Annotated in this window: 18 protein-coding genes and 1 tRNA gene; 13 read left to right on the top strand and 6 right to left on the bottom strand. The window is 54.5% G+C overall.

Features of this window, described 5'->3' with window-relative positions:
- Nucleotides 1–182: 182 nt before the first annotated feature.
- The gene (locus tag KR51_RS06815) at nucleotides 183–974 is read right to left on the bottom strand and encodes an ABC transporter permease (protein ID WP_022606199.1); all 792 of its coding nucleotides are present in this window, start codon (nucleotides 972–974) and stop codon (nucleotides 183–185) included.
- A gap of 464 nt (nucleotides 975–1,438) precedes the next feature.
- Between KR51_RS06815 and petH the strand changes: the two genes are divergently transcribed.
- From petH to KR51_RS06790, 5 genes are all read left to right on the top strand, one after another.
- A complete protein-coding gene (gene petH / locus KR51_RS06810; RefSeq protein ID WP_022606197.1) occupies nucleotides 1,439–2,647 on the top strand; it encodes a ferredoxin--NADP reductase in 1,209 nt (402 codons plus the stop codon).
- A 395-nt stretch (nucleotides 2,648–3,042) separates the two neighbouring features.
- Complete coding sequence (gene ftsH2 / locus KR51_RS06805) at nucleotides 3,043–4,929, top strand: ATP-dependent zinc metalloprotease FtsH2 (protein ID WP_022606194.1); 1,887 nt, start codon at nucleotides 3,043–3,045, stop codon at nucleotides 4,927–4,929.
- A gap of 216 nt (nucleotides 4,930–5,145) precedes the next feature.
- Nucleotides 5,146–6,174: a cytochrome c oxidase subunit II gene (locus KR51_RS06800; protein WP_022606192.1), complete on the top strand. Its 1,029-nt coding sequence runs from the start codon at nucleotides 5,146–5,148 to the stop codon at nucleotides 6,172–6,174.
- 123 nt (nucleotides 6,175–6,297) lie between these two features.
- Complete coding sequence (ctaD, locus tag KR51_RS06795) at nucleotides 6,298–7,995, top strand: cytochrome c oxidase subunit I (protein WP_022606190.1); 1,698 nt, start codon at nucleotides 6,298–6,300, stop codon at nucleotides 7,993–7,995.
- 156 nt (nucleotides 7,996–8,151) lie between these two features.
- On the top strand, nucleotides 8,152–8,772 hold the full coding sequence (locus KR51_RS06790; RefSeq protein ID WP_022606187.1) for a cytochrome c oxidase subunit 3: 621 nt from the start codon (nucleotides 8,152–8,154) through the stop codon (nucleotides 8,770–8,772).
- A gap of 160 nt (nucleotides 8,773–8,932) precedes the next feature.
- Here the strand turns inward: KR51_RS06790 and dnaK are convergent, their stop codons facing one another.
- A complete protein-coding gene (gene dnaK, locus KR51_RS06785; RefSeq protein WP_022606184.1) occupies nucleotides 8,933–10,852 on the bottom strand; it encodes a molecular chaperone DnaK in 1,920 nt (639 codons plus the stop codon).
- 224 nt (nucleotides 10,853–11,076) lie between these two features.
- On the opposite strand from dnaK, the gene KR51_RS06780 reads away from it, so the two are divergent.
- The 3 genes from KR51_RS06780 (at nucleotide 11,077) to KR51_RS06770 (ending at nucleotide 12,485) form a co-directional block, all read left to right on the top strand.
- Entirely contained in the window at nucleotides 11,077–11,496 is a 420-nt protein-coding gene (locus tag KR51_RS06780; RefSeq protein WP_232214551.1) for an ArsR/SmtB family transcription factor, read from the top strand.
- A 134-nt stretch (nucleotides 11,497–11,630) separates the two neighbouring features.
- Nucleotides 11,631–12,323 carry a lecithin retinol acyltransferase family protein gene (locus KR51_RS06775; protein ID WP_022606180.1) on the top strand — a complete coding sequence of 231 codons (693 nt, stop codon included), beginning with the start codon at nucleotides 11,631–11,633 and terminating at the stop codon, nucleotides 12,321–12,323.
- 88 nt (nucleotides 12,324–12,411) lie between these two features.
- Nucleotides 12,412–12,485: transfer RNA gene (locus tag KR51_RS06770), tRNA-Arg, on the top strand.
- Between the two features lie 249 nt (nucleotides 12,486–12,734).
- Here the strand turns inward: KR51_RS06770 and KR51_RS17380 are convergent.
- Entirely contained in the window at nucleotides 12,735–14,717 is a 1,983-nt protein-coding gene (locus KR51_RS17380; protein WP_022606178.1) for a protein kinase domain-containing protein, read from the bottom strand.
- A gap of 322 nt (nucleotides 14,718–15,039) precedes the next feature.
- Entirely contained in the window at nucleotides 15,040–15,255 is a 216-nt protein-coding gene (locus KR51_RS06760; protein ID WP_022606176.1) for a hypothetical protein, read from the bottom strand.
- A 237-nt stretch (nucleotides 15,256–15,492) separates the two neighbouring features.
- Between KR51_RS06760 and KR51_RS06755 the strand changes: the two genes are divergently transcribed.
- The 3 genes from KR51_RS06755 to tatC all read left to right on the top strand — a co-directional run bounded on the left by KR51_RS06755 (nucleotide 15,493) and on the right by tatC (nucleotide 17,608).
- Nucleotides 15,493–15,741, top strand: coding sequence for a hypothetical protein (locus KR51_RS06755; RefSeq protein ID WP_022606174.1), 249 nt, complete (start codon nucleotides 15,493–15,495; stop codon nucleotides 15,739–15,741).
- 9 nt (nucleotides 15,742–15,750) lie between these two features.
- A complete protein-coding gene (gene accD, locus KR51_RS06750; protein ID WP_022606172.1) occupies nucleotides 15,751–16,680 on the top strand; it encodes an acetyl-CoA carboxylase, carboxyltransferase subunit beta in 930 nt (309 codons plus the stop codon).
- 163 nt (nucleotides 16,681–16,843) lie between these two features.
- Nucleotides 16,844–17,608: a twin-arginine translocase subunit TatC gene (gene tatC, locus KR51_RS06745; protein ID WP_022606170.1), complete on the top strand. Its 765-nt coding sequence runs from the start codon at nucleotides 16,844–16,846 to the stop codon at nucleotides 17,606–17,608.
- A 430-nt stretch (nucleotides 17,609–18,038) separates the two neighbouring features.
- Here the strand turns inward: tatC and KR51_RS06740 are convergent, their stop codons facing one another.
- Both KR51_RS06740 and KR51_RS06735 read right to left on the bottom strand, forming a co-directional pair.
- On the bottom strand, nucleotides 18,039–19,193 hold the full coding sequence (locus KR51_RS06740; protein ID WP_022606169.1) for a pyridoxal-phosphate-dependent aminotransferase family protein: 1,155 nt from the start codon (nucleotides 19,191–19,193) through the stop codon (nucleotides 18,039–18,041).
- 860 nt (nucleotides 19,194–20,053) lie between these two features.
- Nucleotides 20,054–21,739 (bottom strand): SulP family inorganic anion transporter, encoded by a 1,686-nt coding sequence (locus tag KR51_RS06735; RefSeq protein WP_022606165.1) that lies wholly within the window; start codon nucleotides 21,737–21,739, stop codon nucleotides 20,054–20,056.
- Nucleotides 21,740–22,845: 1,106 nt separating this feature from the next.
- Here KR51_RS06735 and KR51_RS06730 point away from each other — a divergent pair.
- Together KR51_RS06730 and KR51_RS06725 are read left to right on the top strand one after the other, a co-directional pair.
- Nucleotides 22,846–23,691 carry a tetratricopeptide repeat protein gene (locus KR51_RS06730; RefSeq protein WP_022606162.1) on the top strand — a complete coding sequence of 282 codons (846 nt, stop codon included), beginning with the start codon at nucleotides 22,846–22,848 and terminating at the stop codon, nucleotides 23,689–23,691.
- Between the two features lie 165 nt (nucleotides 23,692–23,856).
- Nucleotides 23,857–26,280: a sucrose synthase gene (locus tag KR51_RS06725; protein ID WP_022606160.1), complete on the top strand. Its 2,424-nt coding sequence runs from the start codon at nucleotides 23,857–23,859 to the stop codon at nucleotides 26,278–26,280.
- The last annotated feature ends 257 nt before the right edge of the window (nucleotides 26,281–26,537 follow it).

Below are 26,537 nucleotides of genomic sequence, written 5' to 3'. Positions count from 1 at the left end.
GGTTTCAAAAAGGCGTGGTTGGATTAAACGCACTTGAAGCGCTTGATACTGAGGTTAGTTGCGTCCGGGTTTTGAGATTTTAGATAGTTGCAGAAGGGGGAATTGATGGCAGACAGATCAATCAGTGTCTCTTTCATGACCGATCCAACCCCTCTTAGGTTCGCTACCAAACATCGGAACCTTCAGAACTGGCGGCGCGAGAACGCGAACGTTGCGATCGCCAACACGATGACAATATAAAAACCACCGTATAGCACGCTTTGGCATAATTCCGGCACGGGTGGCAAAATGCCATAAACGGCGTCGTTGCGAAGATTGAAGCGCTCTAGATCGGGCAAAATCAGATATAGCAAGCGCGTAAAGAAAATCGCCTCGCGCGTGTTTGCAATTTTCCCGAACTCAACGATGTCGCTGCTGAAGTGTCCCATGACGTAAACGCCAAACGACAGCAACATCGCAATCAGCGAAGTCGTAAACGCACCAAAGACTAGCGCGATCGCCACGACAATTGCCAGCTCGAGCAATAAAAATAATGACGACAGGAGCAGCGGTCCGAGCGGAAACGACGTACCCGATAGTCCCAGAAACGCGAAATAAAGCACCGTCATTGCCGCCACAGCCACGGCCAGCACCGCTGTCAATCCCACATGTTTCCCAATCGCGAACTCGGCTCGCGACAGCGGCTTCGGCAACAACATCAGCACCGTTTGCCGCTCGATTTCTTTATTGATCAACCCCGTCCCGACGTAAATCGCAATCGCCGCGCTCAGCAGCGCCATTGCCCCCACTCCAAAGTCGAGCAAAATCTTCTCATGCGCGCCGCCAGATAGGTATCTGAGTGTTGCCGTCGCCAGCGCTAGGAGCAGCGCGTAGAAGGCGATAAAGTACAACACGCGATCGCGAATAGCTTCGCGGAAGCCATTCAGCGCGATCGCCCTGATGCGCAGAAAGTCCAAGTCGAGGGCGGCAAGCATCGTGTCAGTCAGTAGGGTTAGTTTGACCCCATCCTAAACGCAAGCAGGTATGCTGGCGATGGTAACAAACGCGAAACTCATGCCAAAGTCTGGCTGCCAACTTTCAACTGTGTGGTTTTAGGGCGTATCCCGCACATAGAGTTATTAATCGTTCCGCAGGGGACGACTGCTGATGAAGCGCTGCGATTCCGCAGCCTCAGACTCGTGCAAGCGGTCCGAATCCTTAAATTGCTCTTAAATTGCTTCAGACTTGACAGCTGCTCGTCCGCAGGCGGAGTAGGTTCAATAAACGTTCCCGAGCGAGCGCTCGAACTCAGACCGCACCCGGGCTGATGGTGGCTGCGATGGTAGGCTAGAAAGCTAAACACATCGAGTCGCCAAGACCCCCGCGGGGCGGCTTTGCGACTCCCACAGGCGGCAGATGCTTGTCGCTTGGCATTAGGTTAAATTTTGGGAGACTTCGAATGACCTACGGTTTTAGCTCCGCCTCTGCTGTCAATAGTAAGACGGCTTTTGGCGATCGCCTCTTCGTGTTTGAGGTCGTCGGCTTACGGCAAACCCCGAATAACCAGCAGTCGGCTGTGCCGATTCGCCGGAGCGGGACCGTTCGCCTTACAGTGCCGTACGGTCGGATGAACGAAGAAATGCAGCGAATTGCTCGCCTGGGCGGCAAAATCGTCAGCATCGAGCGGTTCGACCGGGAACGAGTTGAGGCAAGTACGGTTGCGGGTGCACCAGCCCCGTCATCAAAGGACAGCAAGCCAAGCAAGCCCATGACTCAAGCCAAAGCCAAAACCGATATTCCGGTTAATATCTATCGCCCAAAGACGCCGCTGATTGGCAAGTGCGTCGAAAACCGCGAACTGGTCGGCGAAGGCGGCATCGGTCGCGTGCGACACCTGACGTTCGACGTGTCCGGCAGTGATTTGCGCTATTTGGAAGGCCAAAGTATCGGCATCATTCCGCCTGGCAGCGACGACAAAGGCAAGTCCCACAAACTGCGTCTTTACTCGATTGCTTCTACCCGTCACGGCGATCGCCTCGACGACCAAACCGTGTCTTTGTGCGTGCGCGAACTGGTTTACCAGCACCCCGAAACTGGTGAAACGGTCTACGGTGTCTGCTCCCGCTTCCTATGCGAGCTAAACGATGGCGATGACGTGCAGATCACCGGCCCGGTTGGCAAGGAAATGCTGCTGCCGGAAGACCCGGAGGCCAAAATTATCATGATGGCTACAGGCACGGGCATCGCACCGTTCCGCGCTTACTTGCGCCGCATGTTCGTCGAGCAACACGACGATTACAAGTTCAACGGCTTTGCATGGTTGGTGTTCGGTATTCCCAAAACGCCGAATATCTTGTACCAGGACAAGCTCGAGGCCATGCAGTCCGAGTACCCGGACCACTTCCGCCTGACCTATGCCATCAGCCGCGAGCAGCAGACTGCCGACGGTCAGAAGATGTATATCCAGAATCGGGTGGCGGAGCACGTTGAGGAAATGTGGAATCTCCTGCAAGACGAGAAGACCCACACCTACATCTGCGGGCTCAAGGGCATGGAAGACGGCATCGATGAAGCGTTTGCTGGTGAAGCCCAGAAGCACGGCGTTGAATGGTCTGCATTCCGCAAGCAATTGAAGTCCCAAGATCGCTGGCACGTGGAGACATACTAGATTTCGGAATCTTTCATTTCGGAATACTTCGGACAAGCAAGCCCTGCCACGCGCCCGCGAACCAGCTCATCGCCTACTGGCGTCGAGCTGGTTCGTTTTTTCACATTGTTCCTGAGGTGGAGGTTGGAGATCCAATCGCGAACCGATCCGGCGCGCGGGAGGATTTCCTCCTAAGGACACGTTGCTCCTCAACGGTGCACTAAGTTAAATTCGGTTAAGAAAGCTAGACATACACTCCTGCTATCCCAGCAAGTGCGGGCTGCGAGCAACGCCCCATAGGAAGCACAAAGTTGAAACATTACGACCAAAACGCTTAAAGCGCGAACCGCCATCGCGCGGCGCAAGCGCAATGCATTCTAGTTTTTGTACTGCCTGTAACGAGAGAACATTAGCTGATGAAACTTTCCTGGAAAGTCGTTCTGCTTTGGACGCTGCCCCTCCTGGTCGTTGGTTTTTTCATCTGGCAGGGCGCATTCGCGACGGCCAGTAGCGGTCCGGGTGGCAACTCGGCAAGCACGCGGATGAGTTACGGTCGGTTCCTGGAATACATCGACGCCGGTCGCGTCCGCCAGGTCGATCTTTATGAAGGCGGTCGTACCGCGATTGTCGAAGCGACGGATCCGCAACTCGACGGCCGTTTGCAGCGCCTACGTGTGGACTTGCCGCAGCGAGCGCCCGAGCTGATTGCAAAGATGCGCGATGCCGACATCGCTATCGAAGCGCATCCCGCTGGTAATAACGGAGCTCTTTGGGGTCTTTTAGGGAACTTGATCTTCCCAGTACTGTTAATTGCAGCGCTCTTCTTTCTGTTCCGCCGCTCGAATAATGCCCCAGGCGGTCCAGGTCAGGCAATGAATTTCGGCAAGTCGAAGGCACGCTTCTTGATGGAAGCCAAAACTGGTGTCACGTTCGACGACGTTGCTGGTATTGAAGAGGCCAAGCTGGAGCTGCAAGAGGTAGTGACGTTCCTCAAGCAACCGGAACGCTTTACCGCGGTGGGCGCGCGTATTCCCAAAGGCGTGTTGCTTGTAGGCCCCCCCGGAACGGGCAAAACCCTTTTAGCTAAAGCGATCGCGGGTGAGGCTGGCGTACCGTTCTTCAGTATTTCTGGTTCGGAGTTCGTAGAGATGTTCGTTGGCGTGGGTGCCTCGCGCGTCCGCGATCTGTTCAAGAAAGCCAAGGAGAACGCACCCTGCTTGATCTTTATTGACGAGATCGATGCAGTCGGACGCCAGCGCGGTGCTGGCATTGGCGGTGGGAATGACGAGCGCGAGCAAACCCTCAATCAGCTCTTGACTGAGATGGACGGTTTTGAGGGCAATACAGGTATCATCGTCATCGCAGCAACGAATCGCGCCGACGTATTGGATTCGGCGTTACTGCGTCCGGGTCGCTTCGATCGTCAAGTTTCAGTAGATCCGCCCGATTACAAAGGTCGATTGGATATTCTCGACGTGCACGCTCGCAACAAAAAGCTGGCAGAAGACGTGTCGATCGAGAGTATCGCTCGTCGCACGCCCGGTTTTACGGGTGCAGACCTTTCCAATCTTCTCAATGAGGCCGCGATCTTGACGGCCCGCCGTCGCAAACCAGCTATTACCTTACGCGAAATCGATGACGCAGTCGACCGCGTTGTGGCGGGAATGGAAGGCACCCCATTAGTAGACAGCAAGAGCAAGCGACTGATTGCCTACCATGAGGTCGGGCACGCCCTGATCGGTACGCTGCTGGAGCATCACGACCCCGTGCAGAAGGTGACACTGATTCCTCGCGGTCAGGCGCGCGGTCTGACATGGTTTACTCCCGGGGAAGATCAAATGCTCGTTTCGCGAGCGCAGCTCAAAGCACGCATCACCGCTGCGCTGGGTGGGCGCGCGGCCGAGGAAGAAGTCTTCGGCGACGCAGAGGTTACCTCTGGTGCTGGCGGCGACTTGCAGCAGCTCACGGGCATGGCTCGACAGATGGTGACGCGTTTCGGAATGTCGGCTTTGGGACCGCTGTCGCTTGAGGGTCAGGGTGGCGAAGTATTCCTCGGGAGTGGCTTGATGAACCGTGCCGAATACTCTGAGGAGATCGCCGCACGCATTGACAAACAGGTGCGCGAAATTGCTGAGTCGTGTCACCAACACGCCCGCCAGTTCATTCGCGACAATCGCGAGGCAGTCGATCGCCTGGTGGATCTTTTGATCGAGAAGGAAACCATTGACGGCGACGAATTTCGCCAAATTCTCTCCGAATATGCTGATATTCCGGTGAAAGAGCGTCTGGCTACCCAAGCCTAAGATTTGAGTTCAATAACTCATGCGGAGGCGGCTTTTATGCCGTCTCTTTTTTTGTTGTCCGATGGCGATCGCGATCGGGCCAGAGCATCTTGACAAAGGGGGTTAAAAAGTCTTTAAGAAAGCGGCCGCTTCTAGCAGGCGCTCACACAATGTAAAGGTGTTCCGACAGCAGAGTCGGAAGGATCAGCCGCAGCCATTGCAAGAGACGCTCCTGACATGGACCAAAAAAATGAAACCGTTCCCGTTGCTCTTTGGACCTTGACAGCCGGGGTAGCGGTAACCTTGATCAGCCTCTGGTATGGCCAGAACCACGGTTTGTTGCCGGAGCAGGCATCGGAACAGGCACCGCTGGTCGATCGCTTCTTCGACGTGCTGATTACGATCGCGACGGCGCTTTTCATCGTCGTGGAAGGCGCGATTGTCTTTGCCATGTTTAAATTCCGCAAGCGGCGCAATGATGACAGCGATGCAGAGCCGATCAAAGGCAACCTCCCTCTCGAAGCTTTCTGGACGGCAATTCCGGCAGTAATTGTCATCGGCTTGGGCATCTACAGCGTAGAAGTCTACCGTGACATGGGCGGCTTCGCTCCGGCGTTTGAAGCGGGCGAGCAGGTCGTGGAGGTAGCGCAAGTCCCTAGCGATAACGCGATGGCAACAGCCCAGGATGTCGGGGCCGGTTTGGGATTTGTGGGTCGCGAGCTAGCTGATGCCCGCCGCGAGATCGAGTACGGTTTTGGGTCGGCCTCCGAACAGGGCGTGCCAGACGTGGTGGTTAACGTGACGGGAATGCAATTTGCGTGGCTGTTCGAGTACCCCAGCGATGGCATTATGACTGGCGAACTGCACGTCCCGATCGGCCAACGCGTCAAGCTGAACTTGAACGCGCAAGACGTCATCCATTCGTTTTGGGTACCGCAGTTCCGCCTCAAGCAAGATGCCATTCCCGGTAAGGACACGCAGCTACAGTTTGTAGCAACTAAGACCGGACGCTATCCGATTGTCTGCGCGGAACTATGCGGTAGCTACCACGGGGCAATGCGCAGCGAACTCGTGGTCGACAGTGAAGAGGACTATGCCACATGGCTGGCAGACAATCGCATCGCCAGCAACCTAAAGCCGGCGGCAGTCGCAGTAGACGCGAACGCGCTGAGCGCTGCAGATTACCTCGCCCCATACGCTAGCGATCAAGGCATGGACGACGGCATTTTGTCTCAACTGGTCGGACACCACCAAGCCGCCCACTGACGTAATTGATTGGATGGGGCGATCGCGCCTGCTGAAGGGAAACAGGAGATCTCTACCGCGATGCCTCGTTTCCTTTTTCTGACTCTCTCTAAAATCCCGAAGACTCCGATAAAAACTGCAATCATGGCACAATCGCAAGCATTTGATTCGCTTCCCGCTCAGGAGAGCGCGCCTCAGGCATCGGCACATCCACATACAGTCTGGAAGTGGTGGCACTATTTCACCTTCAATATCGATCACAAGGTGATCGGCATTCAGTACTTGGTCACCTCGTTTGCCTTTTACCTGATCGGCGGTTTGATGGCGATGGCGATGCGCGCCGAGCTGTTTACTGCCGACTCCGACTTCTTGTCTCCGGAGCTTTACAACGCGTTTTTGACCAACCACGGAACGATCATGATTTTCATGTGGATCGTTCCGGCCGCGATCGGTGGATTCGGCAATTACCTGGTGCCGCTGCAAATCGGCGCGCGCGACATGGCCTTTCCCAACTTGAACGCGATCGCCTTCTGGCTGGTGCCACCTTCGGGTGCGCTGCTTTTAGGAAGCTTCTTTTTTGGCGGCGCGCAGTCCGGCTGGACGTCCTATCCGCCACTGAGTTTGGTGACGGCAAACACCGCGCAATCGATGTGGATTCTCAGCATCGTGCTGGCAGGCACCTCGTCGATTTTGGGATCGGTGAACTTCCTGGTCACGATTTACAAAATGCGCGTACCGAGCCTGAAATGGGACGAGCTGCCGCTGTTTTGCTGGGCGATCGTAGCAACCTCGATTCTCGCGCTGTTTTCGACACCCGTGCTGGCAGCTGGCTTGATCTTGCTGCTGTTTGATATCAACTTTGGGACGTCGTTCTTCAATCCGGCTGCGGGCGGCGATGTGGTGATGTACCAGCACCTCTTCTGGTTCTATTCCCACCCGGCTGTTTACCTGATGATTCTGCCGATCTTCGGCATCATGTCCGAGGTCATCCCAGTTCACGCCCGCAAGCCGATCTTCGGGTATAAGGCGATCGCTTACTCCAGCTTGATGATTTGCTTGGTGGGCTTGTTTGTGTGGGTCCACCACATGTTCACTAGCGGCACGCCGCCATGGATGCGGATTTTCTTCACGATTTCGACGCTCATCGTAGCCGTCCCGACCGGCGTGAAAATTTTCAGCTGGGTGGCGACTCTGTGGGGAGGCAAAATCCGCTATACCTCAGCCATGCTGTTTGCGATCGGACTGCTGGCCATGTTCGTTCTCGGCGGTCTCAGTGGCGTGACCTTGGGCACGGCACCGGTCGATATCCACGTTCACGATACCTACTACGTGGTGGCGCACTTCCACTACGTTCTCTTCGGCGGCTCGGTCTTCGGCATCTATTCAGGCATATACCACTGGTTTCCAAAGATGACCGGGCGGATGCTCAACGAGAAGCTGGGCTACCTGCATTTTGCATTGACGTTCGTCGGTACGAACCTAACGTTCCTTCCGATGCACGAAATGGGTCTCCAGGGTATGCCCCGGCGCGTAGCAATGTACGACCCGCAGTTTGAAGCGCTCAATCACCTATCGACCTATGGGGCGATGCTGTTGGGCATTTCGGTAATTCCCTTCTTCATTAATTGCGTGTGGAGCTGGATAGCCGGTGAGAAGGCGGGCGACAATCCTTGGCAAGCGCTGACGCTGGAATGGACGACAGCATCGCCACCAGCTATCGAAAACTGGGCAGTGCTGCCAGTGGTAACCCATGGACCCTACGACTACGGGATGGGCTTATTCCAGGGCGCGCTGACGGAGACACCCGCCGTCGCCCCCGAACCCGAACAGTCGGCAACCTAGACCGAGCAAACCGAGCGGCGGCTACTGAAGCGATCGCCGCTTGGTTGCCTGGTAATTCAGTTCTCGGGGATTATTGACGGGATGCGACTGGTCTACCGAGCTAACAGAAAAGCGAAATTGACGTCCTAGAAACTGTTGTCGAACGAGGTTTGACCTATGCAAGGAGCAATAAACGAGCCGGTTGCACCGGGCGCGATCGCCCACAGCGCAGACGGTCATCACGAAGAACATCCCGATCTGCGAGTGCTGGGGCTGTTGGTTTTCCTGGCATCGGAATCGTTGATGTTCGGCGGACTATTCGTAACGTATTTGGTCTATCGCGGTATGGCTGCAGAGTGGCCGCCAGAAGGCACGGAAGTGGAGCTGTTATTGCCGGCAATCAACACCGTCATTCTGGTGTCGAGTAGCTTTGTAATCCACGAGGGTGACACGGCCATCAAAGAAAACAACGTCGGTAAGATGCGCTTGTGGTATGCCGCAACTGCATTGATGGGCATTATTTTCCTAGCCGGTCAGGCTTACGAGTACTTGACGCTCGGGTACGGATTGAGCACAAATGTGTTTTCTAACTGCTTTTACGTGATGACCGGATTCCACGGGCTCCACGTGTTCGTCGGTGTTTTGTTAATTCTCGGCGTACTCTGGCGATCGCGTCGCGAAGGACATTACAACGCCACCAAGCACGTCGGCATCGAAATGGCTGAAATCTACTGGCACTTCGTAGACGTCATCTGGATCGTGCTGTTTGTGTTGCTGTATATTCTGACGATGTTCTAGAACGGGACAAAACTTTGTAGGCGATCTTGTCCGTACGGGAAAGCTTTACGTATACAAAAGGGGGCGCGACATTCGCGCCCCCTTTTGGTGTCAATCGGATTGTCAAGCTTGCCGGATTAGTTTCAGAACGCGCATCGCGGCAATCGCGAACTTGACGAGTTTACTTGGTCTCGGAGAATTCGGCGTCGATGACATCATCGCCATCAGACGAAGCAGAAGATCCGGCGTCGGTCGGTCCGCTGTCCGGTGCTGAGCCATCCGGAGCACCTGCTGGCGCTCCTTGCTGGTAGACGTTCGTGCCGATGCTGTAAAGCGTCTGCTGCAGCTCGGGCATCAGAGTTTGGATGCGATCGTCGTCTTCCTTGGCAACCGCATCGCGCAGGTCGGCAATCAACCCTTCAGCTTTGGACTTGTCGTCAGCCGGAACTTTGTCGCCGAGTTCCTGCAGCTGCTTGTCTGCTTGGTAGACCAGCGAGTCTGCTTGGTTCTTGCGCTCGATGCGCTCGCGGCGCTCCTTATCTTCAGATGCGTTCTTTTCTGCTTCGTCGACCATGCGATTGACTTCGTCGTCGGATAGCGTCGAAGCACCCGTAATGCTGATCGACTGCTCCTTGCCGGTTCCTTTATCCTTAGCCGTGACGTTAAGGATACCGTTAGCGTCAATATCAAAGGTGACTTCGATTTGCGGAACGCCGCGCGGCGCGGGCGGGATACCGTCGAGTCTGAAGATGCCGAGGTCTTTGTTGTCTTTGGCGAACTCGCGCTCGCCCTGCAGGACGTGAATCTCCACGTTGGTCTGACCGTCCACCGCCGTCGAGAAGGTTTCTGCCTTCTTAGTAGGAATGGTCGTATTACGCGGAATCATGGTCGTCATCACACCGCCGAGGGTTTCGACGCCTAAAGAAAGTGGCGTCACGTCCAGCAACAGGATATCCTTAACCTCGCCGCCGAGAACCCCAGCTTGAACGGCGGCGCCAACCGCCACAACCTCATCGGGGTTGACACCCTGATGCGGATCCTTGTCCAAGACGCGCTTGACCAAGTCCTTAATAGCCGGAATGCGTGTAGAGCCACCAACGAGGACGATCTCGTCAATGTCGCCTTTACCGAGCTTGGCATCGCGGAGAGAGGACTCTACTGGGATGCGGCAGCGGTCGATCAAATCCGAGCACAGGTCCTCAAACTTCGCCCGTGTCAGAGTTGTATCGAGGTGCTTCGGCCCGTCCTGAGTAGCCGTGATGAATGGCAGGTTGACGTCAGCTTGCGTAACGCTGGAAAGCTCGATTTTGGCTTTCTCCGCCGCCTCGGTCAATCGCTGCAGGGCTTGCTTATCCTGGCGCAGGTCAATGCCCTCTGCTTGCTTGAACTCACCAGCCAGGTAATCCACGATTTTCTTGTCGAAATCGTCGCCGCCGAGGTGCGTGTCGCCGGATGTTGCCAGTACTTCAAAGACACCATCGCCAACTTCCAGGATCGAGACGTCAAAGGTGCCGCCGCCGAGGTCGAAGACCAGAATGGTCTCGTTGCTCTTTTTCTCCATCCCGTAGGCCAGAGAAGCCGCCGTCGGCTCGTTAATGATCCGCAATACCTCAATGCCCGCGATCTTGCCGGCGTCCTTTGTAGCTTGACGCTGGGAGTCGTTGAAATATGCCGGAACCGTGATCACGGCTTGCGTAACCTGTTCGCCGAGGTATTTGCTGGCATCCTCAACTAGCTTGCGCAGGACCTGCGCGGAAATCTCTTCTGGAGCAAACTGCTTGCTTGCAGCCGGGCAGTCAATTTTGACGTTGCCGCTGCCATCGCGCAAAACATTGTAAGCAACTTCAGTAGATTCGTTGCTGACTTCTTCGTGTTTACGACCGATGAAGCGCTTGACCGAATAAAAGGTGTTGCCGGGGTTCATCACGGCCTGGCGCTTGGCAATCTGCCCGACCAAGCGATCGCCGTTCTTGGCATATGCCACCACCGACGGTGTGGTTCGAAAGCCCTCCGCGTTGGCGATGACAGTCGGCTTGCCCCCTTCCATCACCGCCACGCAGGAATTCGTCGTTCCGAGGTCAATCCCTACAACCTTAGCCATCTATGATCTGTTACTCCAACGTGACTGCTGTGATGGCTGACAACGCGCTTGCTCGCATGGCTATATGGCGTGCATGCCTGACGAGATAGCGATCGCTGCCGACACCATATACCCCTATACTGCGGGCGATTACTAGGTTCCCAAAAGTGCAGGTTACCGAACCGTTCCACCGCTGGAGCGGGCAGAGATAGTAGCCGCCCTAGTCGAACTAACGTCGAGCAATTGTGCCTAATCCCCCCTCTGCTTCTCTGCCAACCACCGACCTTCCCATGTTTGCGGTTGCAGACGATCTTTGCGAGATTGCCCATGCAACCGATCCAGCAAGCCTGCGGGATTGGGGCGAGCGCGTCTTACCCCTTGAAAAAGCCCAGAGGATGGCCGAGGTCTTTAAGGTGCTTGCCGATGCCAATCGACTAAGGCGGCTGGCGGCGCGGGCCGAGCGCGAAGAGAGCGCGTGCGATCTAGCAGCAATTGCGGCGCTGAACGAGTCGGCCGTGTCGCATCAAGTGCTAATGCCGCGCGCGATGCGCTTGGTGCGCTACCGCAAGCAGGGGGGCAAAATCTACTGCACGCTCGACGACTGCCAGGTGTTGGATCTGTATCGCGCAGCTGCCTATTACTTCAACGAGCCAGGCGCTCTCTGACGAAGTCGGCAGTAAATTGCCGATAATCGAGATGCACGGGGAAACGCGACCGTCGCCCCCCCGAACTAGCGGCGGGCAATTGACAGCAAGCACTCGTGGCAAACAGTGGTGGCAATCTCGGGAGGCAACAGGCGATGGCGCGTGGCGACCAGATTTTCACATTGCAGCCGCTGGCAGCAATTCAAGGGCTGTACGAACACCACGGCATTGATTGCGGCGACGGCACGGTGGTGCATTTGCGAAAAGGCAACGCGACGATCGAGCAAACCTCGCTGGCAGAGTTTGCGCTCGGGCGTCCGGTTAGCCGGCGGCTATACTCGACGTGCTATTTGCCAGATACCGTCATCGATCGCGCCCGCAGCCGCCTTGGCGAACGTGCCGACTACAACCTCCTGTTCAATAATTGCGAGCATTTTGCGACCTGGTGTAAAACCGGCGTCCACCACAGCCAGCAGGTGGAGGATTTCTTACCATTTCTGTCGCGCGCGCAACTCGAGACGCTCTCCGAACCGCTGCGCGTTGCTTTGGAGACGGGTCCGGCAGGAGAAACCGAGCAACTGGTAGATCGCGCCCTCGACGATCTGAAGGCCGTTTGGAACGAGGTCCAGCCGCGCTACCGCCACGCGATCGCCGAAGCTCGAAGCTGGAATCGGGTTGCTCGCGCGGCATTGCACCGCAAGCGCGAGGACCTCGCCCGCGCGGCATTGCACCGCAAGCGCGCTTTCGAGCGCCAAGCCGCTCTCGACAAAGACACCCTCGACCGTCTCGCTCGCGTAACGGAAATGGTTCTGCGCGCCCGCACTGTTCCCGCACGGGGAGCGCATTGATTTTGCTCAGTTCGTCAAAACTTTCTGTCAGGTTACTTGCAAACGGGCTGACGTTCGACAGAGCAGCTGTTATCATGACGGGCTGGTTGGGGCTGTAGCTCAGTTGGACAGAGCGAGCGCCTCCTAAGCGTTAGGTCGTGCGTTCGAGTCGCACCAGTCCCGTATGGCTGCTACTTTTGCCGCTCCCGAGTGCAAATCATGAAGACCCCATCAAGTAGGTTGGTATGCGTCCCGACAACCATTGTTATTTGGAGATCGGAGTGCAGGATGTTATGAGATGACAACATTTATTGCTGATTCACACCTGAGAACCTGTCGAAACATTCCCCAGCGATCCCTCTCCACGCTTGCCAAATCATATCTAGGGATTTATTTCTAGTGATTTGTAGGAGCTCGCAATATTTTCAGTGCTTACAAGCGCTCTTGCATCTGCTGGTGCAGTGTGCTGGCAGCTGGATGATCGGGCTGCAGTTCTAGGGCTGTCTCCACTGATTTCAGTGCTTCTGGAAAACGGCGTAGGTTCCACAGCGCCACACCGCGATTGCTCCAGGACTCAGCGAATTTTAAGTCGAGGGCGATCGCTTTGTCGAATGCGTCAAGTGCCTCGCTGTTACGCCCGAGTGCGAGCAGAGCCGTGCCGCGGTTGTTCCAAGCCAACGCGTAATCAGGCGCGATGTCTAAAGCGCGATCGTACTCGATCAGTGCGTCCTGCGCTCTCTTAAGTTTTTCAAACGCGAAGCCTTTACTGCTGAGCGCGCGGTAGTCTTCGGGCGCGATAGCCAGGGCGCGGTTGCAAGCCGACAAGGCGGTATCGAAGCGCTGCAGTTGATTGAGGCTGTAGCAGCGTCCCCAGTGGGCATCCGCCGAATCTGCACCCTCGGCAATCGCGCGATCGTATTGAGCGATTGCCTCAGCATATTGTTCGCGAGCGCGCAATTCATCGGCACGAGTCACCAACTCAGCTGGTGTAGGTTTCTGGGGGGCTGGCGGCGCATCCAGTTCGGTGGTGTCAACCTTATCTTCAGTGGCTGGATCGACGACTGCAGTAGAAGAGTTAGTAGGTGCCGTGCCATCCGAGTCGGCCAATTGCGATGCCGAGTCGGAACTGCCAAACAGCAACCCAATTGCGGCGATCGCGACGAGTCCGAGTGCTGTAGCCGCACCGATTGCCGTCCGGCGCTCGAACGGCGTAGACTTCAAAATCGATAGGGCTGAGTTATTCCTAGCAGCAGTTAATGTTGCCGTTTGACTCCTCGCAACGGTCTGTTGGGGAGCTGCCGCCGAATCCTTTACTGGTTTGATGTCCCGTGGAGCTGGCTGAATCGGGGAAGCCATCATATCCGCTGCCGAAACGGTTATTGGAGGTTCGGCAATTGCCTCCTCGGGAACTGTACGGGCAATTCCCATAACCGCTCCTGGTTCGACAACTCCAGCAGGTTCGTCTGCTATGGCACTCGGCAATCCCCCGCCCTCCGGAATTCCAGCTTCTTTACGATTAGAAACGGGCGCGAGCGCTGCGGCGGCTGACAGCAAGTTGGTCGGTAAAGTGCAGACGGCAGTCAGTGCTTCCCGAGCTGTCTTGTAACGATCGCGAAAGTGATAGTACACCATGCGATCCAGCAGCGCTCCCAGTTCCGGCGTAAGCTGCGGGGCGTGCGAATGCCATTCCAGCTCGCCTGTATCGGGGTGTTGGGGAAACTCGTCGGGCCGCACGCCGGTCAGTGCCTGAATGGCGATAATACCAACTGCAAACACATCGCTGCTATAGCGCGGTTTGCCGGCAAGCTGTTCGCTGGGCATGAAGCCTGGAGTCCCCACAACAACGGTACCCGTGGTGTGAATGTGAGTTTCGGTCGAGCGAGCGCTCACTTGCTTAACCGCACCGAAGTCGATGAGAACAATACTCCCGTCGCGATCGCGACGCATGAGATTCGGCGGCTTGAGATCGCGGTGAATAACACCCTGCTCGTGGACGAACGTCAGCGGCTCTAAAGCAGCGAGCAAGAATGAGACAACAGCCGCTTCGCTCCACGGATGACCAGTTTTAAGTTCTTTGGAAAGGGGATGGCCGGGAACGAACTCTTGAACCAAGTAAAACTCGTGCTCGTCCTCAAAGTGAGCGAGCAGCCTCGGGATCTTGCTGTGGGTTCCGAGCCGGTAGAGCACGCGTGCTTCGGTTTCAAATAGGCGCCGAGCGATCTCCAAACTCTCTTCATCCTCAGTTTGCGGATTGAGTTGCTTGACCACGCACGTCGGGCGATCGGGCAGGTGTAGATCTTCTGCCAAAAAGGTTTGCCCGAAACCACCTCGACCGAGTTGCCGCAAGATCCGATAGCGTCCGCCTAACGGTCGCTCGACTCGATCTCGATCCTCGAAATGTTTTAGAGTAGGCACATTCGCCAACCGCAACAGGGAAATAAAGAGATGTGTTCGATACGCAGCGCATGAAGTGGTGACTTTACATCCATTCCAACTCCATTCGTCCCAAAGTGGAAGCCTTACTTAGTACCTTACATCGGCAATCGTTCTCACTCAAACAACGGTCCCGCCTGTACTGCGGATTGCTATCTAGTAACGTACTCTCAATACACGGGTGCCAGTAACAGGACACAGCTGCCAGTATAAGTTGCCATTTGGGGGACCCTGCGAACTCTGCCCCGGACTATCGATACTGGCTCATCATTTCAGAAATGCAGGTTACTGATACTCTCGGTATTTAAATGCCGCCGTCTGCAGCCAAATCGCGAATGAGCGAAAGCTTACTGTGAATGTAGTCGCGAGCGGCGATAGCTTCAGGATCGGGCAGAGCCCGTCGCGCTGCAAGCTGTCCGACGAGCCTTTGCGCGAGCGTGGCGTCATCGAGGCTCAACAAGCTTTGTATTTGACTATCACTGACAAGCGACCAAAGCTGATGAATCGTCGCAGGGGTCATCGCGCTTATGGATAAAGGATGGGACAAGGCTGAATCGAGGAATCGCGTTCTCTTGTCAGAGGTGCCCTATCGGTCCCTACCCTACCAGCAACCTAGAGCAGGTGATCGGGGCAGAGCGACAGGCACCCTATAAAAGCTTCATTTTCGATAATAACCGGGAGAGCTGCAGCCGACTCCATCCGCTTGTAAAACGACGCTCGCTGCGTTCGCGCTACGAGTGCTACCAGTCATTGATATATGATCGAATCTACGTCTTGGATTGTCCTGAGAACCACGCCCGCTCGCTGGGAAGCTGAGCTGATGCAGCAGATGCTTGCAGCCCACGACGTTCCAGCGCGCATTATCGATATGGGCGCTAGCGTATACCTCGGTCAGGGCAGCCCGGCTGCCTTGCAGGTGCGGTCGGAAGATCGCTGGACGGCAATGCTTCTGCTCAGTTCACCCGAGAACCCACTGGAGTCAGACGAACCCGACAACACAGGTTAATGATTGCCGATGTCCTTATTCGATTGGTTTGCCAACCGCCGCAAAACCGAGCCCCTAGCCCATCAGTCGCCCGAGCGCGAGATTGCCGATGGCTTGTGGAGCAAGTGCGCTGTTTGTGGGGTGCTGGCCTATGCGAAGGATCTACGTGCAAATCTCATGGTCTGCAGTGAGTGCGACCATCATATGCTTGCAGACAGTCGCGAGCGCATTCACCAGCTCGTCGATAAGGGAACTTGGCAGCCTCTGGACGCGAACATCTACCCAACTGACCCCCTCAATTTTCGCGATCGCAAGGCTTACCGCGAACGCCTGCAGGATTACCAAGCTAAGACCGGACTGGCCGATGCGGTACAAACCGGTATTGGCTGTATTGATGGACTGCCAGCGGTCTTGGCCGTGATGGACTTTCGGTTCATGGGTGGCAGTATGGGCTCGGTTGTTGGCGAGAAAATCTGCCGAGCGATCGAACGGGCAACCGCTCGCCAGTTACCCGCGATCGCTGTATGTGCTTCAGGTGGAGCGCGGATGCAGGAAGGGATGCTCAGCTTAATGCAGATGGCGAAGATCTCCGGAGCACTGGAGCGACATCGCTCCGCAGGCTTGCTGTATGTGCCCGTATTGACCCATCCGACCACCGGCGGCGTGACGGCTAGCTTTGCAATGCTCGGTGACGTGACTTTGGCCGAACCGCAGGCGACAATTGGATTTGCGGGGCGGAGAGTCATCGAGCAAACTTTGCGTGAGAAGCTCCCCGACGGCTTCCAAACTTCGGAATACCTGCTAAAGCATGGCTTTGTCGACGCGATCGTGCATCGCGCACAGCTCAAGCAGACGCTAGCACAGCTGATCCGCTTGCATCGCCCGTTCGTTCCACCAGAGAAGCACATTACCTCCGCACCGACTGACGTGGCGATCGCGAATGGCGACGGACGGAACTAGCACGATGCGGTCAGCTAGCACAGCGCTAACGACCTTTTCGGCAGCGTGAGAGACTATGATGCATGCCTTGCGGCCGCCCCAACTGCCCGGAGTCCGACAGGATAATAGGGCGAGCCAACCGGTGTCGGTAAAATGAGTGGAGACTCACAGCCGAGTGCCAGCGATGCCGACGTCTGAATTAAATACGCCCATACAACAAGACCACGACGCTCACCTTGACGAGCTTCCCAACGAAAAAGAAATGTCGCTGTTCGATCACCTCGAGGAGTTGCGACAGCGCATTTTCTACTCGCTAATTGCCGTAGCAGTGGGCGCTATTGGTTGCTTTATCGGCGTTCGACCGATCGTTCAGGCGTTGGAAATTCCAGCCCGCGGGGTGAAATTCTTGCAACTCGCACCGGGGGAATACTTTTTTGTCTCGATCAAGGTAGCGGGTTACAGTGGCATTTTAGTTGCCAGTCCGTTCATCATCTATCAAGGATTAATGTTCGTGTTGCCGGGGTTGACCCGCCGCGAAAAGCGCCTAATCGGTCCCATCGTGCTTGGCTCGACCCTACTTTTCCTAGTCGGTTTAGTATTTGCATATTTCGCACTTGTCCCGGCTGCTTTGAACTTCTTTATCAGCTACGGTCAGGACGTGGTCGAACAGATGTGGTCGATTGAGAAGTATTTTAAGTTCGTTCTACTACTGATGTTCAGCTCTGGCATCGCGTTTCAAATTCCGGTCATTCAATTGTTGTTTGGCTTTCTAGGTATCGTCGATTCCAGGCAAATGCTTTCTAGTTGGCGTTACGTTATCCTCGGCGCAGCAATCCTCGGTGCCGTCCTTACGCCATCTACCGACCCGCTAACGCAATCATTGCTGGGAGGTGCGGTGCTAGGGTTGTACTTCGGCGGCATCGGGATGGTCAAACTGACCGGACATTAAGCTAATCGCGGATTACGTTTTGTCAGGTCGGCTTCCTGTCAACGACGCTAAGGTTGTCGATCTCCAGACACCTACTGGACGTTGGACAACAGCGTTTCGATGTCAAGAGAAAGAAATCGGGCTCGAGGATGAACGCATTGCCACCTCAGAGAGGGGAAATGCAGGCGTGCGCGGAAATGAGCAACAAGAGTCAGCGAGGGGGAAATTGGTCGTTCCAAGTGGACGATGCGCGCCTGAAACTGAAGACCCCTTTACCCGATAACTCTCTCTTGACAGAGCACTAGTGAGGTGTACATGGTTTTTAGCTCGACTGAATAGCAGTCTTTAGAGAAGTGAGATCTCACCTCACGAGACTGAGAAATGCTGCAAATGCCGTAATTTTACTGCACCTCATGTATTTGAGCAGGGACATCACTTCCAACTAAAAGACTTAAGACATAGAGAAAACGCGCGTTGCTGCCGCAACACCAACTCCAGGAGTCATATTCTCGTGGCCGAGTTCGTGCAAAGTGGCTTCCAGAGCAGCTATACACGTTAGCAAGTCACGATCGCTCACGAAGCCGAGGTGACCGATGCGGAAGATACGCCCCTTAAGTTGATTCTGACCGCCAGCTAAGGCAATATCGAACTGTTTCTTCATCACCGAGCGCACGCGCTCGGCTTCAACTGTCGCTGGCTCGACTGCAGTGACAGCACGACTGGCTGCCTCATCGGGTGCAAACAGCGGCAAACCCATTGCCTTGACAGCTTCTCGAGCTGCACGCGTGACGCGCTCGTGTCGTGCAAAAATGTTGCTCAATCCCTCAGCACGCATCATTTGCAACGCTGCTTGCAGACCGTACATCAGATTAATGGGAGGCGTGAACGGCGTACTGTCTTTAGCTGCTGACTTGCGATATGGCGCGAGGTCAAAGTAGAACTTGGGAATCGTCGCGGTCTTATAAGCATCCCATGCCTTCGGACCGACGGCGACAAAGCCCAACCCAGGGGGAATCATGTAGCCCTTCTGAGAGCCAGATGCAACAACATCCAGTTCCCACTCATCAATAGGAATATCGATCGCACCCACACTCGTAACGGCGTCAACAATAATCAAACATCGGCCGTGATTTTTGACGTAGCGATTAATTGCCTCAAGGTCGTTGAGAACACCCGTGGAAGTTTCGGAGTGGGTGACAATAACAGCTTTGATTGTCCGGTTTGTGTCAGCATCAAGCAAAGCTCCAAAGGCATCTGGATCTAGGGACTGTCCCCATTCAGCACTCACGCGCTCTACCTGAAGCCCGAAAGCTTCACTCATCTCTGCCCAGCGATCGCCAAATTTGCCGTTGCACCCACACAACACGCGATCGCCAGGGCTAAGAAAGTTAATAATTGCCGCTTCCATTGCACCCGTGCCGCTAGCTGTCAGCGTCAGCACGTCACTTTCAGTTTGGTGCAACCACTTGAGGTTGGAATTCACCTCCGAAATGAGCTCGCCAAATTCAGAACTGCGGTGACCAATAGGATGCTTGGCCTGCGCGAGCAAAACACCCTCTGGAACCGGCGTCGGTCCCGGAATCATCAGCATGTGCTTGCCATCCATAGCATATCCTCCCTGATTGCCGTCTCCCGCTGCATTGATGCAGCAAGCCAAACCTTTAGATTTTATCCCATTGATGCATCAATGGGCCAGTATAGCCCTGCTTAAATACATCAAGGGCAACATAGTAGCAGCAGTGAGTAAACCAATTGCGTACATTGTCCCCAGAGGCTGTTTGAAAAGGATCCAACCGGGTATCAGGCTACCCTGAGCTACCTGCATAAAAGTCCCGAAAGTCCAGTTCCCGCGTCGTGAGCACGTGCCTGATTTTGCGCAATTCGACTTTTCAAACAGCCTCTAAACTGCCATACCAGCACGAAATCGAACTAGGCTCGGCCAGAGGCTAATAAATTAAAGAGGACTGAAAGATCGTTGAAATGCGAGTCTTCGTCTATGTGGGTAAAGTTCAGCCAAATGGATGCTTTGGAGAAGTCTGCCCCATACAGTAGAAATGCCAAGATCGCATTGAAGGCTTCGACCAAAGCCTGTTGTATTTCTGGTTGTCATGATGTCGCCCAAAGATACAGCTCTTAGGTTTTGAGCAAAGTATTCCCAATTAATGGTAAAGCAGTCCCCACTAAAGCTAGTGTTCTGGTGGAGTCCTAAAATTGACGATACGAGCCCTAGCCCCTTGAAGTCCTCGCCTAGAATCGCATGCGATCGTAAATTATCAAGTATCAATATTTGCGAGTCTAGAAGTTCCTTCTATTGTTGCCATATCAGTCTCGGCCAATAATAGCTTTGCTGTCGGATAATTCTCGGATAGGTTGTCATAAAATTGGCTATAAACTCTGCTGCTCGAGGAAGACCGTGTTCGAAGTTCGTTTCCAGAAATTCGATACTCAAACCCACGGTTTTTGCTTCTAGCTTACTTCAGTGTACTCCGTGCGTACTGGTGATGAGAGCACCGGTGGTGACCCTGAGGCTCCGACTTTAGGAAGTGTCGCAGCCATTCTTAGGGCAACAGAGCAAGTCGGTAAAAAGTTTGCTGCAGGCAACATATCTTGAACCCGAAATCGTCTCAACCGCTCCTTTACCTGGCCCTTTGCTCCCACAACGAATACCTGACCAGATCGGTGTTGACAGACCTCCTTTACTTTAGCTTCAATAATCAGTGATGCAGAGACTCCAATCAACGAGACCTCGGTTAAATCGAGTATTAAAACACTATATTCTCGGCCCATATGATACGAAATGGTTCTCGCAGCACCGTAGGTAATAGGGCCGCTCATCCGTACTAGTAGGATACGTCCTTGAGCTTCTCGCATTAGCTTTTTTTCTTCAGACGTTAACTCCACCTCTGAGTCTTCATCTGGATGAGTCACTGCTCGAATCTTATCAATCTGGAGACTTGATAGTCGCTGGATCGTCAGGATATTTGTGACAAAGGCTCCTACAATCACTGCTGTAATTAAATCGACAAAGACTGTCAGTAGTAGCACCCCATAAGTCACGATCGACGCACGGGCAGACACTTGACACACGCGCCACAGGAAACTCCAGTCAATAATCTTGATTCCGACCTTGATTAGAATTCCAGCTAGTACAGCTTGAGGTATTTGAGCTGTTATATCTCCTGCAAACAATACAATAAGCAATAGGATTAGCGCATGGATCGTTCCCGACAGGGGCGTCCGCCCCCCGGCTTGCACATTTATCACGGTGCGCATCGTGGCTCCTGCACCGGGCAGACCCCCGAATAATCCAGATAGAAAGTTGCCGATCCCTTGTCCTATCAGCTCTTTTTCGGAGTTATGATGAGTGCGAGTAAGGCTGTCAGCAACGAGAGATGTTAGCAGCGAGTCAATAGCACCCAAAGTGGCTAGCATTAAGCCGTAACCAACAACATCTTTTATTTGTTCGAGACTCAGCTGAGGCCACTGTAACTGTGGTAAACCTTGAGGAATGGTGCCAATGCGGTCAAAGTCGCTGTTAGGAAAGACCAGAACTGCAATGGTAGTACAGAAAATTAGTGCTACCAAAGGTGACGGGATGATGCGCTCTAGTTTACGCGGCCAACCAAACACGATCGCTAAGGTTAAGAGGCCGAGCCCTGCGGCCACGAGATGGGGATTTGCTAAAGCTTCAGGAAGTTCCTGCAACCCGTCCACCACTTTGCCCTGGGCTGAATGCCCGGCCAACGGCGCAATCTGCAAAGCGATGATGATAACGCCAATGCCGGACATGAAACCCGAAATTACGGTGTAGGGCATCAAGGTGATGAACTGACCTAATTTCAGGATGCCGAACAGAATCTGAAACACCCCGCTGAGCATCACTGCGGTGAAGGCCATTGCCATGCCGTTCTCAGGACTGGCAGCAATCAGCTGGGTAAACACGCTCGCCATGACCACGGTCATCGGGCCGGTTGGTCCCGATACTTGGGAGGGGGTTCCACCAAATAGAGCGGCAAAGAATCCTGTAAAAATGGCACCGTAGAGACCCGCGATCGCCCCTGCGCCGGACGCCACTCCAAAGGCCAGTGCTAGAGGCAGAGCGACAATTGCAGCAGTTATCCCCCCAAACAGGTCGCCCCGTATATTTCTCAAATGTAAGCCTCGGGTTCGTTGCATATTAGTTCAGTAGACTGCGTAATGAATCGGAGTCCGGCTACTCTCACGAGCTCCTGGTTGCGACCAAGTCAGGACCTCAATACGCTTACAACTAGTTTTTACGTCTGTTTGTGTAATCGAGCACCTTGGCCTCGGTTTAAAGGATTTTTTAACTCCACCGTAAGCCTGAACTTGATGTGAGAAGTCCCTGATAGGGCTCGAAGACCCCTTGCGCTCCCTGAACCAAGTTATGAAGAACCGCCATTGCCCCGAATGGTCATGAATTAAGGAGGCTCGAATCCGCAGGAACTAATCCAAGCAAAGATTTTATGTGCTCGATCAGTGGCTCTCCTGACTTGTTTAAAGCATGTTGGCAAGGTCCTGAACCGATCGCCACACCTGGTCTGCTGTTGAGCTAAAGACGGAAAATGAATCCTGAAAAAACCGCGGTGGCTGGGGTGCAATCGGAGGTTGGTTGGTCGGTTCGACCTGTTCGGGGCAGACAGTGGCGGCGGCAACAAACCTTCTAGACTGACACATCTCCTAAAACCCCTGAAATTTCGCCTCGAGCTTGCTGGGCTTGAAGCACTTGTGTCAGTCGGGCAACGAACTATTGCTGCACTGAGTGATTGACTGTTGCCGCTAGATTTTTAAAGCTATGAAGCAGAGCTTAGCAGCAAGCAGTGAAGTGATTGGTGCCGCTGAAGCAGCCTTGGTTATGGAGGGTGTTTTCGGACGATCGAACTGGGGCTGACGATTTAGCAGGAGGTTTGGAATATTTAGTGGAGGGGGTAAAGGTGAGGATGTGAGTTGCAATGATGCGGTCGTTAGTTCGGGATCTTGGTGTAATCTGGAGCACTCTAACCCCTTTTAAACCCACTTTTGGATTGCGATACATATGCGCTCATTCGCTGCTCGAACTACCATATCTCTCCGGAAGTGCTCCTATGGGTATGGAGAACAACATGCTGGAGAAAGCAAACAGTATTCTTCCTAACCTTCAGTTCAAATCACACTCTTGCGAACGCTGGTGTCTCGGCAACTCGTAACTCGCCTAGAATGATCTAGTTGAAGGAACGCTTCGGGATTGGGGAGTAACGCCAGTGCCGCTCACTACCGTGGAAGATAAGCGATCGCGACTGTATGGAGCCGACTACGCTAGCAGCTACCGCCAAGCCAAAAGTTACGAAGCCGACGAACGTTATGAAGAAGCGTTTGCCTGTTACGAGCAGGCATTGTTGTTTTGCCCCCGCGATTACTGGGCGTGGTACGGCCGCGGCCGCGTAATGAGCGCCCTCGGCGAACCCGAAGAAGCGGTGGCGAGTTTCGACAACGCACTTGCCGTGCGCCCAACAGATTATTGGGCATGGTACAGCAAAGGATATGTCAATCTCGAAGAACTCGAGGACTTCCCTTGCGCGATCGCCTGCTTTGACAAGGCCTTGTGCGCGCGTCCGGACGACTACTGGGCGCTTTTCCGGCGCGGAGACGCCTTACGCCATCTGTGCGATTTTGCGGACGCGATCGCCTACTACGATCGAGCTTCGTTGGTGCGACCCGATGATTTTTGGGCGTGGTTTCGACGTGGCGACGCCTTGAGACACTCGGGTATGCAAGTTGCCGCCCTCGAAAGTTACAATTGTGCGCTGGATATCGACCCCGACGACTTTTGGGCGCATTACAAACGCGCGGAGGTGTTGCGCTACCTCGGTCGCGATCGCGAAGCCGCCAGCGGTTACCGCAATGCTGTCGCTATCCGTCCCGAGGACGATTGTGCCTGGTATAACCACGCCAGTTGTAAGGCACTCTGCCAAGAGATCGAACAATCCGCAAACAGTTTGCGGCAAGCCATTCACCTCGACAGCACCAACCGCGCGCTCGCACGCACCGACCCAAGTTTTGACGGTATTCGCGACAGCGACCTCGTGAGTTCGTTGCTCCGCGACTGAATCTGGGAGGCGGCTGCCGCCAGACAATCGACTGGGCGGTCGCCACGGTTATCGGTAGGCTGAGGGTGCTAATACTGGCACGATTGCCAGCCAATGCTACCCACCCATTGCGCGATCGTCTTATATACCCGACCGAATACGTCCTGCGAATAGAGAGAAGGTTTGATGTCCGAGCTGATTGCTTCTGTACTGGATTCTTCAGAGCGCGTCGACTTGCGCGAATTTGTTGACGGATTGCGCGGCAGCGACCGCGAGCGTTACTTGTTGCGGAATGACATTATTAACGCTTTCGAGCGTTTTTGCCAAGAGAGCGGTCGATCTCCCGACTACGGAACCAAATCCTTTTTAGGCAAGCTAATCTACTTCACCCAGGAGATTATTCTAGAGCCTGAGAGTTTCTACCTAATTATTCGTCCAGTTATTGCTACCCAGGAAAGCTATCGAATCGCAGAAGACTATAGCGTGGAACCTCTAACAATCCAGCAGCTGCTTGACGTTCGCGATCGCTTTGTCAACCAATTTCACCCCGAAGAAGGGAGTTCATTCGCAATCGATTTCGGCCCGTTTTACGATTATTCGCCTGTCGTGCACGACCCGAAAAATATCGGAAAAGGAGTCGATCTGCTTAATCGCTATTTGTCGAGCAAACTATTTCAGGATCCGCATGAATGGCAAGCTGCTCTGTTTAACTTTCTGAGCTTACACCATTTCCAAGGAATGAAACTGCTCGTCAACGGACGCATTCAGAACCGGCAGCAACTTTCCGAGCAAACCAAGCGCGCGATTGACTTTGTTAGTAAGCTCCCTGGGGAGCGTCCTTACGAGGAGTTTCGCTATGACTTTCAAGATCTTGGATTCGAGCCGGGGTGGGGAGATACGTCCGATCGCGTGCGTGAGAGTCTGGACATGCTCGACGCGCTGATCGATTCACCCGACCCGACCGTCCTCGAAGCGTTGCTATCGCGTATCCCCACGATCTTCACAATCGTGCTCGTGTCCATTCACGGTTGGTTCGGTCAAGAAGGGGTGCTCGGCCGTCCCGATACCGGCGGACAAGTCGTGTACGTCCTCGATCAAGCTCGCAGTCTTGAAGAACAGCTGCAAGAAGACCTGCGCCTGGCCGGACTGGACGGGCTCGGCATCAGTCCCAAAGTCATCGTTCTCTCGCGCCTGATTCCTAACAGCGATGGGACGCGCTGCAACGAGCGTCTCGAAAAGATTTACGGCACCGACAACGCCTGGGTCCTGCGCGTTCCCTTCCGGGAGTACAACCCAAAACTGACGCGCGATTGGATTTCCCGTTTTGAAATCTGGCCGTATTTGGAAACGTTTGCGATCGATGCTGAAAAGGAATTGTATGCCGAGCTGCAAGGCAAACCGAGCTTGATTGTCGGCAACTACTCTGATGGCAATCTCGTGGCGTTTTTACTTGCCCGCCGCCTGCAAGTTACCCAGTTTAACGTCGCACACGCTCTGGAAAAGTCAAAGTACCTGTTTAGCAATCTATATTGGCAAGATCTGGAGCCGACTTATCACTTCTCGCTGCAATTTACAGCGGACTTAATCGCGATGAATGCTGCCGATTGCATCATCAGCAGCACCTATCAAGAGATTGTCGGCCGTCCCGATAGTGTCGGGCAGTACGAGTCTTACGACAACTTCACGATGCCGAGTTTGTATCATGTCGTCAACGGCATCGAGCTCTTCTCGCCGAAATTCAATGTCGTACCACCCGGCGTCAATGAAGCCGTTTATTTCCCTTACACCCGCAGAGCCGAGCGCGTTCCGGTTAGTAGCGATCGCGTCCGCGAGTTGCTGTTCCACCTCGACGATCCGGCACAGGCCTACGGACAGCTTGACGATCTTGACAAGCGGCCGTTGTTTTCGATGGCGCGTTTGGACCGCATTAAAAACCTGACGGGTTTAGTGGAATGCTTCGGGCGATCGCCCGAGCTGCAGGAGCGCTGCAATCTCATCCTCATCGCCGGGAAGTTGCGCACGGAAGAAACGACCGACAACGAAGAGCGCGACGAAATCGAGAAAATGTATCGTCTCATCGAGCAGTTCGGCTTGCACGGCAAAATTCGTTGGTTGGGCGTGCGCTTGGCGAAAAGCGACTCAGGAGAAGCCTATCGCGTCATTGCCGATCTCCAAGGGATCTTCGTGCAGCCGGCGTTGTTCGAAGCATTCGGTCTGACGATTCTCGAAGCGATGATTTCAGGGTTGCCGACCTTCGGTACGCAATTCGGCGGGCCGCTGGAAATCATTCAGGATGGCACGAACGGCTTCTACATCAACCCGACCAATCTCGACGAAACAGCAAGCAAATTACTGACGTTTGTTGAGAGCTGCGATCGCGACCCGCAGCGCTGGCACGAAATCTCCAATGCGGCGATCGACCGAGTTTATAGCACGTACACGTGGTCGATTCATACGTCGAAGCTGCTATCGCTAGCGCGCATCTACGGCTTCTGGCGCTTTACGTCCGAGGAGAACCGCGAGGATAAACTCCGCTACATTGAGGCACTGTTCCATCTGCTGTACAAACCGCGCGCGCGCGGCCTCCTGGAGGAACACGCGCAGCGCTAGGGACCGGCTCAAGCCAGAGACCCAAAGAGAGTCTCGATAACCCAATTTGACAATTACTGCTCCATCGGCTCGCGACCTCACGAACCCCTGTGACGCTGATGATTTTATCTTGGGTGAAGACTATTGCGGGGATAAGCCTACGAAGTATCAGTAGGCGAGATCTACTAGGGATGAACGAGGCTGTGTAACCAACGGTTCGAGGCATCCATCAAAATAGTCGATTTTCTGAAATGTGCCGTTAAGTTGACATTGCCCTG

It is taken from the genome of Rubidibacter lacunae KORDI 51-2 (assembly GCF_000473895.1).
Taxonomy (GTDB): domain Bacteria; phylum Cyanobacteriota; class Cyanobacteriia; order Cyanobacteriales; family Rubidibacteraceae; genus Rubidibacter; species Rubidibacter lacunae.
This window is presented reverse-complemented; position numbering and strand designations above follow the sequence as displayed.